Genomic DNA, 14,806 nt, shown 5'->3' on the forward strand with positions numbered 1-14,806 from the left:
TGTTTTTTTCGTTATAATAGACAAAGTGCATTTTCTGCTTATTAGACGCTCGACATAAGAAAAAGTTTCATGAATATACAAAAGTTTTTATTTTGTCTTGGAGGAAATAATGAAAATTAAAGAGATCATTGTGGTCGAGGGGCGTGACGATACGGCCCGCATCAAATTGGCTGTTGATGCAGACACAATTGAAACAAATGGTTCAGCCATCGATGATCATGTGATTGACCAAATCCGTTTGGCCCAGAAGACCAGAGGCGTCATTATTTTAACGGATCCGGACTTTCCGGGAGAGAAGATTCGCAAAACCATCTCAGAGGCTGTACCCGGCTGTAAGCATGCATTTTTGCCAAAACATCTTGCCAAACCTAAAAACAAGCGGGGAATTGGTGTGGAGCATGCATCGGTTGAAAGCATTAGGGCATGTTTAGAAAATGTGCATGAGGAGATGGAAGCGCAGCCGAGTGACATTTCAGCTGAGGATTTGATTCATGCCGGACTAATAGGCGGACCTGCGGCCAAACGCCGCCGGGAACGACTGGGTGATCTGTTGAAAATCGGCTATACAAATGGCAAACAGCTTCAAAAACGGCTGCAAATGTTTCAAATTAAAAAAAGTGATTTTATGAGTGCGCTCGATACCGTTATGCGGGAGGAACAGAATGAATAAAGATATTGCGACACCGATTAGAACGAAAGAGATACTGAAGAAATACGGTTTTTCTTTTAAAAAGAGCTTAGGACAGAATTTCTTAATTGATACGAACATTTTAAACAGAATTGTCGATCACGCGGAAGTGACGGAGAAAACAGGTGTCATTGAAATCGGCCCAGGAATCGGGGCTTTAACCGAACAGCTTGCCAAGCGGGCGAAAAAGGTCGTGGCATTTGAGATTGACCAGCGATTATTGCCGATTCTGAAGGATACACTGTCACCTTACGACAATGTCACTGTCATTCATCAGGACGTGTTAAAGGCTGATGTCAAATCGGTCATTGAAGAACAATTTCAAGATTGTGATGAGATCATGGTAGTTGCCAACCTTCCTTATTACGTAACAACACCGATTATCATGAAACTGCTTGAAGAACATCTTCCGCTGAAAGGGATTGTGGTCATGCTGCAAAAAGAAGTGGCTGAGCGCATGGCGGCTGATCCTTCATCTAAGGAATACGGCTCGCTTTCAATCGCGGTGCAGTTTTATACAGAAGCCAAAACGGTGATGATCGTTCCGAAAACCGTATTTGTTCCTCAGCCTAATGTCGATTCCGCAGTCATCCGTCTGAATCTCCGAGACGGCCCGGCAGTGGACGTGGAAAACGAATCTTTTTTCTTTCAGCTCATCAAGGCAAGCTTTGCACAGCGCCGTAAAACGCTGCTCAATAACTTAGTTAACAATCTGCCTGAAGGAAAGGCGCAAAAATCAACGATTGAGCAAGTGCTCAAAGAAACAAATATTGACGGTAAGCGCCGAGGTGAATCCCTGTCTATTGAGGAGTTCGCAGCGCTGTCTAACGGATTGTATAAAGCCCTTTTCTAAAAGGGCTTTTTGTTTTGCGCACCACATGGACTGCCGCTACATAGGCTAGAGAAGGACCTTTCATTCAATGATAAGAAAAACTTGGACTCAGCGAAAAAAGGCGCTTTCTCAAGGCTCTTTCTTTCATGATGAGGCTTAGTCTATGTGTGGAGTGAGGAACGTGCAATTTCAAATAGGGGATATGGTAGCCAGAAAATCCTATCAGATGGATGTTTTGTTTCGAATTATAGGAATAGAGCAAACAAGCAAAGGAAATTCAATTGCCATTTTGCATGGAGATGAAGTCAGGCTGATTGCTGATTCGGATTTTTCTGATCTGGTGGCAGTGAAAAAGGATGAGCAGATGATGCGGAAAAAGAAAGATGAGAGCAGAATGAATGAGTCGCTCGAATTGCTCCGCCAAGATTATAAGCTGCTCAGAGAAAAGCAGGAGTACTATGCGACAAGCCAATATCAGCATCAGGAGCATTATTTCCATATGCCGGGCAAAGTGCTTCATCTGGATGGTGACGAAGCATATCTGAAAAAATGCCTGAATGTCTATAAAAAAATTGGAGTGCCGGTCTATGGCATCCATTGCCATGAAAAGAAAATGTCTGCTTCTATTGAAGAATTGCTCGACAAATATCGACCTGATATCCTGGTGATCACAGGGCATGATGCGTATTCGAAGCAAAAGGGCGGCATTGATGATTTGAATGCGTACAGACATTCTAAGCACTTTGTTGAAACTGTTCAAACAGCCCGAAAAAAAATCCCTCACTTAGATCAGCTTGTTATTTTTGCGGGGGCCTGCCAATCCCATTTTGAATCACTCATCAGAGCGGGTGCGAATTTTGCAAGTTCACCGTCAAGAGTCAATATTCATGCGCTTGATCCGGTATATATCGTCGCGAAGATCAGCTTTACGCCGTTTATGGAACGGATTAATGTATGGGAAGTGCTCCGTAATACGCTGACAAGAGAGAAAGGGCTTGGAGGTATTGAAACAAGAGGAGTTCTGAGAATTGGTATGCCTTATAAGTCCAATTAACAGTTGAAAACCTGCATAGGAGAGCTATGCGGGTTTTTTATTTTACATAATGATACATAATTTACCGAAACTTGCGGAACATAATTGAGGAATCATAGAATTTTGTCAAAATAATTTTATTGACAACGTCTTATTAACGTTGATATAATTTAAATTTTATTTGACAAAAATGGGCTCGTGTTGTACAATAAATGTAGTGAGGTGGATGCAATGGCGAAGACGTTGTCCGATATTAAAAGATCGCTTGATGGGAATTTAGGTAAAAGGCTGACGTTAAAAGCAAACGGTGGCCGCCGAAAAACGATTGAGCGTTCGGGCATTTTAGCTGAGACGTACCCTTCTGTTTTTGTGATACAACTAGATCAAGACGAGAACTCGTTTGAAAGAGTTTCATACAGTTATGCTGATATTTTGACTGAGACTGTTGAGCTGACATTTAATGATGACGCCGCAAGCTCAGTGGCATTTTAACGGGCAGTGAACCTTTTGTTTACTGCTTTTTGTTTTGCCCTTTTTTGGTTTCCAGTAATTTAAACGAAAGTTCCTTCTGATTTAACAAAAGATAAAACAGTCACATATTATCGTGACGTGCACGAATGGCTATCACTTCTAAAAAAGGGGTTGTTTCGTTTGGGCAGACGTCGTGGAGTTATGTCAGATGAGTTTAAATATGAGCTTGCTAAAGATCTTGGTTTTTATGACACAGTAAAAAATGGCGGCTGGGGCGAAATTCGGGCTCGCGATGCCGGTAACATGGTAAAGCGCGCTATAGAAATCGCCGAACAGCAAATGGCTCAGAATCAGAATAACCGATAAGGATGTGACCCGGGGGACGTGCTGTTCCCTGGTTTTTTTATTTTGGATATAAATACATAATGGGCTGAATATGGATATGTTCATCCTGTACTTCAAATGTGATACAATGTTCATACTTATGTTTAGATGGAGAAGTAGGTGAAAGCTATGCGTATTTTAGAAAAAGCGCCAGCTAAGATCAATCTGTCACTTGACGTCACCCGAAAACGCCCGGATGGCTATCATGAAGTCGAAATGATCATGACGACAATTGATTTAGCTGATCGAATTGAATTGACGGAGCTTGCAGAGGATGAAGTGAGGGTTTCCTCCCACAACCGATTTGTGCCTGATGACCAAAGAAACTTAGCTTATCAGGCTGCCAAGCTGATCAAGGACAGATACAACGTGAAAAAGGGAGTTTCCATCATGATTACGAAGGTAATTCCGGTGGCTGCCGGTCTTGCCGGCGGAAGCAGTGATGCGGCGGCGACACTCAGAGGGCTGAACAGACTGTGGAATTTAAATCTGTCCGCGGAAACGCTTGCTGAGCTTGGAGCGGAAATTGGCTCTGACGTTTCATTTTGTGTCTATGGCGGAACTGCATTAGCAACAGGGCGCGGCGAGAAAATTAAACATATAAGCACGCCTCCGCACTGCTGGGTCATTTTAGCGAAGCCGACAATCGGTGTTTCAACTGCTGAAGTGTACAGAGCGCTGAAACTGGATGGTATAGAGCATCCCGATGTACAAGGCATGATCGAGGCGATAGAAGAGAAGAGTTTTCAGAAGATGTGCAGCCGTTTAGGCAATGTGCTTGAATCTGTTACACTCGACATGCATCCTGAAGTTGCGATGATTAAAAACCAGATGAAACGCTTTGGTGCAGATGCCGTGTTAATGAGCGGGAGCGGCCCGACAGTATTTGGACTGGTTCAGTATGAGTCGAAGGTGCAGAGAATTTATAACGGGTTAAGAGGCTTCTGCGATCAAGTTTATGCGGTGAGAATGATCGGCGAACAGAACGCTCTTGATTAAATCCGTATGTTAAGTTATATTGATCTTAAAATATTCGGATTTTGGGGGTAAGTTCATGAAGTTTCGTCGCAGCGGCAGATTGGTGGACTTAACAAATTATTTGTTAACCCATCCGCACGAGTTAATACCGCTAACCTTTTTCTCTGAGCGGTATGAATCTGCAAAATCATCGATCAGTGAAGATTTAACAATTATTAAACAAACCTTTGAACAGCAGGGGATTGGTACTTTGCTTACTGTTCCCGGAGCTGCCGGAGGCGTTAAATATATTCCGAAAATGAAGCAGGCTGAAGCTGAAGAGTTTGTGCAGACACTTGGACAGTCGCTGGCAAATCCTGAGCGTATCCTTCCGGGCGGTTATGTATATTTAACGGATATCTTAGGAAAGCCATCTGTACTCTCCAAGGTAGGGAAGCTGTTTGCTTCCGTGTTTGCAGAACGCGAAATTGATGTTGTCATGACCGTTGCCACGAAAGGCATCCCTCTTGCGTATGCAGCTGCAAGCTATTTGAATGTGCCTGTTGTGATCGTTCGTAAAGACAATAAGGTAACAGAGGGCTCCACAGTCAGCATTAATTACGTTTCAGGCTCCTCAAACCGCATTCAAACAATGTCACTTGCGAAAAGAAGCATGAAAACGGGTTCAAACGTACTCATTATTGATGACTTTATGAAAGCAGGCGGCACCATTAATGGTATGATTAACCTGTTGGATGAGTTTAACGCAAATGTGGCGGGAATCGGCGTCTTAGTTGAAGCCGAAGGAGTAGATGAACGTCTTGTTGACGAATATATGTCACTTCTTACTCTTTCAACCATCAACATGAAAGAGAAGTCCATTGAAATTCAGAATGGCAATTTTCTGCGTTTTTTTAAAGACAATCTTTTAAAGAATGGAGAGACAGAATCATGACAAAAGCAGTCCACACAAAACATGCCCCAGCGGCAATCGGGCCTTATTCACAAGGGATTATCGTCAACAATATGTTTTACAGCTCAGGTCAAATCCCTTTGACTCCTTCAGGCGAAATGGTGAACGGCGATATTAAGGAGCAGACTCATCAAGTATTCAGCAATTTAAAGGCGGTTCTGGAAGAAGCGGGTGCTTCTTTTGAAACAGTTGTAAAAGCAACTGTATTTATCGCGGATATGGAACAGTTTGCGGAAATAAACGAAGTGTACGGACAATACTTTGACACTCACAAACCGGCGAGATCTTGTGTTGAAGTCGCGAGACTCCCGAAGGATGCGTTAGTCGAGATTGAAGTTATTGCACTGGTGAAATAATAAGAAAAGTGATTCTGGGAGAGCCCGGGATCACTTTTTTATTTACCTTATGCCCGAAATGAAAGCTTTATGACCTAATTGTGTAACTATATCCTATTTTTTCAAAAAATATTTTAAAAACGAGCAGGATTTCAGAAAAAATCGTGGAATTGATACACTAATGCTTTTATATAGGGAAAAGGTGGTGAACTACTGTGGAAGTTACTGACGTAAGATTACGCCGCGTGAATACCGATGGTCGCATGAGAGCGATTGCATCCATCACGCTGGATCACGAATTTGTTGTACATGATATTCGTGTGATTGATGGAAACAATGGTCTTTTCGTTGCGATGCCGAGTAAACGCACCCCTGATGGAGAGTTCCGCGATATTGCTCATCCTATTAATTCAAGCACGCGAGGAAAGATTCAAGATGCCGTGTTAAATGAGTATCATCGTCTGGGTGACACTGAAGCATTAGAATTCGAAGAAGCTGGAGCTTCTTAAAAAATAACCAAAAAGTAAGGACTGCTGAAAGGGCTGACATAAGCCTTTTGCCGGCGGTCCTTTTTTAATTCTGATTTTTCAAACTTAGTTGCACTCAATAGAAAATTCTTGCACTTCATGAAGTCTCCTTGAAATCAGAAGATATTTAGGATATATTTTTCTATGGATAAAAGGGATATTGGAGGCCAATAAATGGATAAGCGGTTTGCAGTTGTTTTAGCGGCTGGACAAGGAACGAGAATGAAATCGAAGCTTTATAAAGTCCTTCATCCAGTTTGCGGTAAGCCTATGGTAGAGCACGTCGTGGACGAAGCCTTAAAATTATCTTTATCAAAGCTTGTCACGATTGTCGGACATGGTGCGGAAGAAGTGAAAAAGCAGCTTGGTGATAAAAGCGAGTACGCGCTTCAAGCAGAACAGCTTGGCACTGCTCATGCTGTAAAACAGGCACAGCCATTTCTTGCTGACGAAAAAGGCGTCACAATTGTCATTTGCGGAGATACGCCGCTTTTGACAGCAGAGACGATGGAACAGATGCTGAAAGAACATACACAAAGAGAAGCGAAAGCTACGATTTTAACTGCGGTTGCAGAAGATCCAACCGGATACGGCCGCATTATTCGCAGCGAAAACGGAGCGGTTCAAAAAATCGTTGAGCATAAGGACGCCTCTGAAGAAGAACGTCTTGTAACTGAGATCAACACCGGTACGTATTGTTTTGACAATGAAGCGCTATTTCGGGCTATTGATCAGGTGTCTAATGATAATGCCCAAGGCGAGTATTATTTGCCGGATGTCATAGAGATTCTTAAAAATGAAGGCGAAACTGTTGCCGCTTACCAGACTGGTAATTTCCAAGAAACGCTCGGAGTTAATGATAGAGTTGCTCTTTCTCAGGCAGAACAATTTATGAAAGAGCGCATTAATAAACGGCATATGCAAAATGGCGTGACGTTGATCGACCCGATGAATACGTATATTTCTCCTGACGCTGTTATCGGAAGCGATACTGTGATTTACCCTGGAACTGTGATTAAAGGTGAGGTGCAAATCGGAGAAGATACGATTATTGGCCCTCATACGGAGATTATGAATAGTGCCATTGGCAGCCGTACGGTTATTAAACAATCGGTAGTCAATCACAGTAAAGTGGGGAATGATGTAAACATAGGACCTTTTGCTCACATCAGACCTGATTCTGTCATCGGGAATGAAGTGAAGATCGGGAATTTTGTAGAAATTAAAAAGACTCAATTCGGAGACCGAAGCAAGGCATCTCATCTAAGCTATGTCGGCGATGCTGAGGTAGGCACTGATGTAAACCTGGGCTGCGGTTCAATTACTGTCAATTATGATGGAAAGAATAAGTATTTGACAAAAATTGAAGATGGCGCGTTTATCGGCTGCAATTCCAACTTGGTTGCCCCTGTCACAGTCGGAGAAGGCGCTTATGTGGCGGCAGGTTCAACTGTTACGGAAGATGTACCTGGAAAAGCACTTGCTATTGCCAGAGCGAGACAAGTAAATAAAGACGATTATGTGAAAAATATTCATAAAAAATAATCCTAAATTCGGAGGTTTATCCATGTCTAATCAATACGGAGATAAGAATTTAAAGATTTTTTCTTTGAATTCGAATCCAGAGCTTGCAAAAGAAATCGCAGATATAGTTGGAGTTCAATTAGGGAAATGTTCTGTCACAAGATTTAGTGACGGGGAAGTCCAAATTAATATCGAAGAAAGTATTCGCGGATGTGATTGTTACATCATCCAGTCTACAAGTGACCCCGTTAACGAGCATATTATGGAACTGCTGATTATGGTAGATGCGTTAAAACGCGCTTCTGCAAAAACGATTAACATTGTTATTCCTTATTACGGTTATGCGCGTCAAGACAGAAAAGCAAGATCCCGTGAGCCAATCACAGCTAAACTTTTCGCTAACCTGCTTGAAACAGCCGGTGCGACTCGTGTGATTGCACTTGACCTGCATGCGCCGCAAATTCAAGGATTCTTTGATATACCGATTGACCACTTAATGGGTGTTCCGATTTTAGGAGAATATTTTGAAGGCAAAAATCTTGAAGATATCGTCATTGTTTCACCAGACCATGGCGGTGTGACACGTGCCCGCAAACTGGCTGACCGACTAAAAGCGCCAATTGCGATTATCGATAAACGCCGTCCGCGTCCAAACGTGGCGGAAGTCATGAATATTGTAGGTAACATCGAAGGGAAGACTGCTATCCTCATCGATGACATTATTGATACTGCAGGTACGATTACACTTGCTGCTAATGCGCTCGTTGAAAACGGAGCGAAAGAAGTATATGCATGCTGTACACACCCTGTACTATCAGGCCCTGCGGTAGAACGGATTAATAATTCAACAATTAAAGAGCTTGTTGTGACAAACAGCATTAAGCTTCCTGAAGAAAAGAAAATTGAACGCTTTAAGCAGCTTTCAGTCGGACCGCTTCTGGCCGAAGCGATTATTCGCGTTCATGAGCAGCAATCAGTCAGCTATCTGTTCAGCTAAACCATTTTTCGAGGTTTAAATCCTTATCGTTATGGGTATTGTTTGTAATAGGACAACTAAAACGACAATAGGATGGTGCTGAATATGGCAACTTTAACGGCAAAAGAAAGAACGGACTTTACTCGTTCGTCTCTTCGGAATATCCGTACTTCAGGACATGTTCCAGGTATCATATATGGGAAGGATACGGGTAACAAACCTGTGTCATTAGACAGTGTGGAGCTCATCAAAACGCTGAGGGACGAAGGCAAAAATGCAGTCATTACGCTTGAGGTCAGCGGAGAAAAACACTCAGTCATGGTAACAGACCTGCAGACGGACCCGCTGAAAAATGAAATCACTCATGCTGATTTTCAAGTAGTTAATATGAGTGAGGACATTGAAGTGGAAGTTCCGATTCATCTGACCGGAGAAGCCATTGGAGTGAAAAACGGAGGCGTACTGCAGCAGCCGTTATATGCACTTACTGTAAAGGCCAAGCCAAAAGCCATTCCGCAAACGATTGAGGCTGATATTTCAAGCCTCGATGTAAATGAAGTACTGACGATTGCGGATTTGCCTGCTGGCGGTGACTACTCCTTTAATCATGAATCAGATGAGGTTGTGGCTTCAATCCTTCCTCCGCAGCAGCAGGAAGCAGCTGAGGTCGATGAAGAGGAATCTGCCGATGCTCAGCCAGAAGGTGAAAACGAACAATAATAGCTTAAGGCGTAACCCTCCCGCGGTTACGTCTTTTGTGCTAGAATGAGAAGAATTATAGCCCGATTATGAAGACGGGAGTTATGTGACTAAGGGAGGATTCGCCATGCTTGTGATTGCCGGTCTCGGAAACCCGGGGAAGAACTATGAAAATACACGGCATAATGTCGGATTTATGGTGATAGATCAGCTTGCAAAGGAATGGAATATAGAGCTGAATCAAAATAAATTTAACGGATTATACGGAACCGGATTTGTTTCCGGCAAAAAGGTTCTACTTGTTAAACCGCTTACATATATGAATTTATCAGGAGAATGTTTGCGGCCTTTAATGGACTACTATGATGTCGATAACGAAGAATTGACAGTCATTTACGACGACCTTGACCTTCCGACTGGCAAGATCCGTTTAAGAACGAAAGGAAGCGCCGGAGGGCACAATGGCATCAAATCACTGATCCAGCATCTTGGTACATCCGAGTTTGACCGTATCCGCATCGGAATCGGCCGGCCTGTAAACGGCATGAAGGTCGTTGATTATGTGTTAGGCTCCTTTACCAAGGAGGAGGCACCTGAGATCGAAGAAGCGGTTGATAAATCTGTGAAGGCTTGTGAGGCTTCACTGAGTAAACCGTTTTTAGAAGTCATGAACGAATTTAACGCAAAGGTATAAAATGTAACAACAAAGTCCATACTACACCAAAATGACTTTTTCATCAGGAGGTCCCTTGTATGGCTTTGTATTATTATTGTCGTCATTGCGGAGTGAAAGTAGGCAGTCTCGAATCTTCAATGGTATCGACAGACTCACTTGGATTTCAGCACTTAACAAATGAGGAAAGAAACGATATGATTTCTTATAAAGAAAATGGAGATGTCCATGTTTTGACAATATGTGAAGATTGCCAAGAGGCGCTTGACCGAAATCCGCATTACCACGAATATCACACATTTATTCAATAAAAAGCTTTGGTGTAGACACTAGACCAAAGCGTTTTTCTGTTCTCGCAGGAAACAGAGAGGAGGGGTCATATGGACAACATTCAAACCTTTATAAAAGAAAGCGATGACTTTAAATCCATCATCAACGGTTTACACGAGGGCCTGAAGGAACAGCTGCTCGCGGGTCTGTCGGGTTCCGCGCGTTCTGTTTTTACTTCTGCTCTGGCTAATGAAACGAATAAGCCTATCTTTCTCATCACCCATAACTTATATCAAGCCCAGAAAGTAACAGATGATCTGACTTCACTTCTAGAGGATCGGTCAGTCCTTTTGTACCCCGTCAATGAACTCATTTCATCAGAAATCGCAGTTGCAAGCCCTGAATTGCGGGCGCAGCGATTAGATGTCATTAATAGACTAACGAATGGAGAAGCGCCAATTGTCGTTGCTCCGGTAGCGGCAATCAGAAGAATGCTGCCGCCTGTTGAGGTGTGGAAAAGCAGCCAGATGCTCATTCAAGTAGGCCATGATATCGAACCTGACCAGCTTGCCTCACGGCTGATAGAGGTAGGGTATGAGCGGTCTGATATGGTTTCTGCGCCCGGGGAATTCAGTATTCGCGGGGGAATCATTGACATTTATCCGTTGACTTCAGAGAATCCGGTGAGAATTGAACTTTTTGACACCGAGGTGGATTCAATCCGCAGCTTTAATTCAGATGATCAGCGGTCAATTGAGACCCTTACCTCAATCAATATCGGTCCCGCGAAGGAATTAATTATCAGACCGGAAGAAAAAGCGCGGGCGATGGAGAAAATCGATAGTGGTCTTGCCGCGAGCTTGAAAAAATTAAAGGCTGACAAACAAAAAGAAATACTTCATGCGAATATTTCTCACGATAAAGAACGCTTGTCTGAAGGCCAGACAGATCAGGAGCTCGTGAAGTATCTCTCATATTTCTATGAAAAGCCTGCTAGTTTACTAGATTATACACCTGATAATACACTTCTGATTTTGGATGAAGTCAGTCGGATTCATGAGATGGAAGAACAGCTTCAAAAAGAAGAAGCGGAGTTTATCACAAATCTTCTTGAGGAAGGGAAGATTTTGCATGACATTCGTTTGTCATTCAGCTTCCAAAAAATAGTGGCTGACCAAAAACGGCCTCTGCTGTACTACTCTTTATTTTTGCGGCATGTACACCATACGAGCCCGCAAAATATCGTCAATGTGTCAGGCCGGCAAATGCAGAGTTTCCATGGCCAAATGAACGTGCTTGCGGGCGAAATGGAGCGTTTTAAAAAATCAAATTTCACTGTTGTGTTCTTAGGAGCAAATAAGGAACGTACACAGAAATTGTCATCTGTTTTGGCTGATTATGATATCGAGGCCGCCATGACAGACAGCAAAAAAGCGCTTGCTCAGGGACAGGTCTATATCATGGAAGGCGAGCTCCAATCGGGATTTGAGCTGCCGTTAATGAAGCTTGCCGTTATCACGGAAGAAGAACTGTTCAAAAACCGTGTAAAGAAGAAGCCGCGAAAACAGAAGCTTACCAATGCAGAGCGCATCAAAAGCTATTCTGAGCTTCAAATTGGAGATTATGTCGTTCATATTAATCACGGGATCGGAAAATACCTGGGGATTGAAACTCTTGAAATCAACGGCATTCATAAAGACTATTTAAATATACATTATCAGGGCAGTGACAAGCTTTACGTTCCTGTAGAACAAATTGATCAGGTCCAAAAATATGTCGGCTCCGAAGGAAAAGAGCCAAAGTTGTATAAATTAGGCGGAAGTGAATGGAAGCGGGTCAAGAAAAAAGTAGAGACATCCGTTCAGGATATTGCTGACGACTTAATTAAGCTGTATGCCGAAAGAGAAGCGAGCAAGGGCTATGCGTTTTCTCCTGACCATGAGATGCAGCGTGAATTCGAATCGGCTTTCCCTTATCAAGAGACTGATGATCAGCTCCGTTCGATTCACGAAATCAAAAAAGACATGGAAAGAGAACGTCCGATGGACCGCTTGCTGTGCGGAGATGTGGGCTACGGTAAAACAGAGGTTGCCATACGTGCCGCGTTTAAGGCGATCGGTGACGGAAAGCAGGTAGCTCTGCTCGTTCCGACAACAATTTTGGCACAGCAGCATTATGAAACCATAAAAGAGCGCTTCCAGGACTATCCGATTAATATCGGACTTCTCAGCAGGTTCAGAACGAGAAAAGAAGCAAACGAAACAATCAAAGGGCTGAAAAACGGAACAGTTGATATCGTCATCGGGACGCATCGGCTGCTATCAAAGGATGTCGTGTATAAAGATTTAGGGCTCCTCATCATTGATGAAGAGCAGCGTTTCGGTGTAACCCATAAAGAAAAGATCAAGCAAATAAAAGCCAATGTTGATGTATTAACGTTAACAGCAACACCTATTCCGCGTACGTTGCATATGTCTATGCTTGGCGTAAGGGACCTTTCAGTCATCGAGACTCCGCCGGAAAATCGCTTCCCTGTACAGACGTATGTTGTGGAATATAACGGCGCTCTTGTCAGAGAGGCGATTGAACGTGAGCTTGCACGCGGAGGCCAGGTCTATTTCTTGTACAACCGGGTAGAGGACATTGAGCGGAAAGCGGATGAAATTTCAATGCTAGTCCCTGACGCGAAGGTAGCATATGCGCATGGGAAAATGACAGAAAATGAATTAGAAACCGTTATGCTAAGTTTCCTTGAAGGAGAATCAGACGTTCTCGTCAGCACAACCATTATCGAAACTGGCGTGGACATCCCGAACGTCAATACGCTGATCGTATTTGACGCCGACAAGATGGGACTTTCTCAGCTTTACCAGTTGCGGGGGCGTGTCGGCCGTTCTAACCGTGTGGCGTATGCGTACTTCACGTATCGCCGGGATAAAGTGCTGACAGAAGTGGCTGAAAAAAGGCTGCAGGCTATTAAAGAATTCACAGAGCTAGGTTCCGGTTTTAAAATCGCAATGCGTGACTTAACGATTCGCGGAGCCGGGAATCTTCTTGGTGCCCAGCAGCATGGCTTCATCGATTCGGTCGGATTTGACCTCTATTCACAAATGCTGAAGGAGGCCATTGAGGAGCGTAAAGGAGACACAGCGAAGACAGAGCAGTTTGAAACAGAAATTGATGTCGAGCTTGATGCGTATATTCCGGAAACTTATATTCAAGACGGCAAACAGAAAATTGATATGTATAAACGCTTCAGGTCTGTGGCGACAATCGAAGAGAAGAATGAGCTTCAAGATGAAATGATCGACCGCTTTGGAAACTATCCAAAAGAAGTCGAATACTTGTTTACTGTTGCAGAAATGAAAGTCTATGCGAGACAGGAACGTGTCGAGCTGATTAAGCAGGATAAAGATGCTGTCAGATTGACGATTTCTGAAGAAGCAAGTGCTGAAATTGACGGGCAGAAGCTGTTTGAGCTTGGCAATCAATATGGCAGACAAATCGGACTGGGAATGGAAGGGAAAAAACTCAAAATCTCCATACAGACGAAAGGCCGTAGTGCTGATGAATGGCTCGACACCGTGCTGGGCATGCTGAAGGGCTTAAAAGATGTGAAGAAGCAAACCATTTCATCAACGTAAATTTTGTTACTCTCTGGTGTATATTACATTTGATGTGACGGATACTAATTTCAAGCGAGGCGGAAGGTACATAAAGTAACTGCTTTAGGTCTTTCCCACATGTATATACCATCAAATGAAAGAGAGGCACCAGAGATGAAAGCAACCGGTATCGTACGTCGTATTGATGACTTAGGTCGGGTCGTGATTCCTAAAGAAATTCGAAGAACTCTGAGAATCAGGGAAGGCGATCCGCTTGAGATTTTTGTAGATCGTGACGGAGAAGTGATTTTGAAAAAGTATTCTCCGATCAGTGAGCTTGGAGACTTTGCAAAGGAGTATGCAGACGCGCTTTACGACAGCCTCGGCCATTCAGTGCTGATTTGTGATCGTGATGTATATATTGCCGTGTCCGGCAGCTCCAAAAAAGATTACTTAAACAAGTCAATCAGCGAAATGCTGGAAAGAACAATGGATCAGCGCAGCTCCGTGCTTGAGAGTGATGCGAAATCAGTACAGCTTGTGAATGGAATTGATGAGGACATGAATTCTTATACTGTCGGCCCAATTGTGGCGAACGGTGATCCGATAGGTGCTGTGGTGATTTTTTCAAAAGATCAGACAATGGGCGAAGTAGAGCATAAAGCCGTTGAAACAGCAGCTGGATTTTTGGCTCGTCAAATGGAACAGTAGGTCTTATTCCTTTCTTCGAAAATAGGTATGTAAAGAACAGCTCTCCTTGGGACGCTGTTCTTTTTCATGCGTGCGGAAAAAGGAATCCAAGGGTTGGGATGTGGTATAATAACCTCGTTTTTATTTGTGCCGCGGTAATACGTGAACC

General features: G+C 43.3%; 16 protein-coding genes. All 16 read left to right on the forward strand.

The window, feature by feature from the left end:
* Positions 1-109 precede the first annotated feature (109 nt).
* The 16 genes from rnmV (at position 110) to spoVT (ending at position 14,658) form a co-directional block, all read left to right on the forward strand.
* Positions 110-670 (forward strand): ribonuclease M5, encoded by a 561-nt coding sequence (rnmV, locus tag M1D65_RS00265; RefSeq protein WP_015253010.1) that lies wholly within the window; start codon positions 110-112, stop codon positions 668-670.
* Positions 663-1,541 carry a 16S rRNA (adenine(1518)-N(6)/adenine(1519)-N(6))-dimethyltransferase RsmA gene (gene rsmA, locus M1D65_RS00270; protein WP_456270718.1) on the forward strand — a complete coding sequence of 293 codons (879 nt, stop codon included), beginning with the start codon at positions 663-665 and terminating at the stop codon, positions 1,539-1,541. Before rnmV ends, rsmA begins: the two co-directional genes overlap by 8 nt.
* 160 nt (positions 1,542-1,701) lie before the next feature.
* Positions 1,702-2,574 carry a sporulation-specific protease PrtG gene (gene prtG, locus M1D65_RS00275; RefSeq protein WP_014475574.1) on the forward strand — a complete coding sequence of 291 codons (873 nt, stop codon included), beginning with the start codon at positions 1,702-1,704 and terminating at the stop codon, positions 2,572-2,574.
* Positions 2,575-2,784: 210 nt separating this feature from the next.
* Positions 2,785-3,045 (forward strand): biofilm formation stimulator Veg, encoded by a 261-nt coding sequence (veg, locus tag M1D65_RS00280; protein ID WP_003218330.1) that lies wholly within the window; start codon positions 2,785-2,787, stop codon positions 3,043-3,045.
* 159 nt (positions 3,046-3,204) lie between these two features.
* The gene (locus M1D65_RS00285; protein WP_003218333.1) at positions 3,205-3,390 is read left to right on the forward strand and encodes a small, acid-soluble spore protein, alpha/beta type; all 186 of its coding nucleotides are present in this window, start codon (positions 3,205-3,207) and stop codon (positions 3,388-3,390) included.
* 147 nt (positions 3,391-3,537) lie between these two features.
* Positions 3,538-4,407: a 4-(cytidine 5'-diphospho)-2-C-methyl-D-erythritol kinase gene (gene ispE / locus M1D65_RS00290; RefSeq protein ID WP_003226742.1), complete on the forward strand. Its 870-nt coding sequence runs from the start codon at positions 3,538-3,540 to the stop codon at positions 4,405-4,407.
* A gap of 55 nt (positions 4,408-4,462) precedes the next feature.
* Positions 4,463-5,320, forward strand: coding sequence for a pur operon repressor (gene purR / locus M1D65_RS00295; protein WP_003218342.1), 858 nt, complete (start codon positions 4,463-4,465; stop codon positions 5,318-5,320).
* Positions 5,317-5,694 carry a 2-iminobutanoate/2-iminopropanoate deaminase gene (gene ridA / locus M1D65_RS00300; protein WP_456270719.1) on the forward strand — a complete coding sequence of 126 codons (378 nt, stop codon included), beginning with the start codon at positions 5,317-5,319 and terminating at the stop codon, positions 5,692-5,694. The genes purR and ridA overlap by 4 nt, the downstream gene beginning before the upstream one ends.
* A gap of 194 nt (positions 5,695-5,888) precedes the next feature.
* On the forward strand, positions 5,889-6,182 hold the full coding sequence (gene spoVG / locus M1D65_RS00305; RefSeq protein ID WP_003218346.1) for a septation regulator SpoVG: 294 nt from the start codon (positions 5,889-5,891) through the stop codon (positions 6,180-6,182).
* Between the two features lie 192 nt (positions 6,183-6,374).
* The gene (glmU, locus tag M1D65_RS00310) at positions 6,375-7,745 is read left to right on the forward strand and encodes a bifunctional UDP-N-acetylglucosamine diphosphorylase/glucosamine-1-phosphate N-acetyltransferase GlmU (protein ID WP_015382564.1); all 1,371 of its coding nucleotides are present in this window, start codon (positions 6,375-6,377) and stop codon (positions 7,743-7,745) included.
* A 22-nt stretch (positions 7,746-7,767) separates the two neighbouring features.
* Positions 7,768-8,721 carry a ribose-phosphate diphosphokinase gene (locus M1D65_RS00315; RefSeq protein WP_003218353.1) on the forward strand — a complete coding sequence of 318 codons (954 nt, stop codon included), beginning with the start codon at positions 7,768-7,770 and terminating at the stop codon, positions 8,719-8,721.
* Between the two features lie 84 nt (positions 8,722-8,805).
* Entirely contained in the window at positions 8,806-9,420 is a 615-nt protein-coding gene (locus M1D65_RS00320; RefSeq protein WP_003243443.1) for a 50S ribosomal protein L25/general stress protein Ctc, read from the forward strand.
* Positions 9,421-9,526: 106 nt separating this feature from the next.
* Positions 9,527-10,093: an aminoacyl-tRNA hydrolase gene (pth, locus tag M1D65_RS00325; protein WP_120027698.1), complete on the forward strand. Its 567-nt coding sequence runs from the start codon at positions 9,527-9,529 to the stop codon at positions 10,091-10,093.
* 59 nt (positions 10,094-10,152) lie between these two features.
* A complete protein-coding gene (gene fin / locus M1D65_RS00330; RefSeq protein WP_120027699.1) occupies positions 10,153-10,383 on the forward strand; it encodes an anti-sigma-F factor Fin in 231 nt (76 codons plus the stop codon).
* Between the two features lie 69 nt (positions 10,384-10,452).
* Positions 10,453-13,986, forward strand: coding sequence for a transcription-repair coupling factor (mfd, locus tag M1D65_RS00335; protein WP_153257183.1), 3,534 nt, complete (start codon positions 10,453-10,455; stop codon positions 13,984-13,986).
* Between the two features lie 135 nt (positions 13,987-14,121).
* A complete protein-coding gene (gene spoVT / locus M1D65_RS00340) occupies positions 14,122-14,658 on the forward strand; it encodes a stage V sporulation protein T (protein ID WP_003218365.1) in 537 nt (178 codons plus the stop codon).
* Positions 14,659-14,806 lie beyond the last annotated feature (148 nt).

This window comes from Bacillus sp. JZ39 (genome assembly GCF_053903145.1).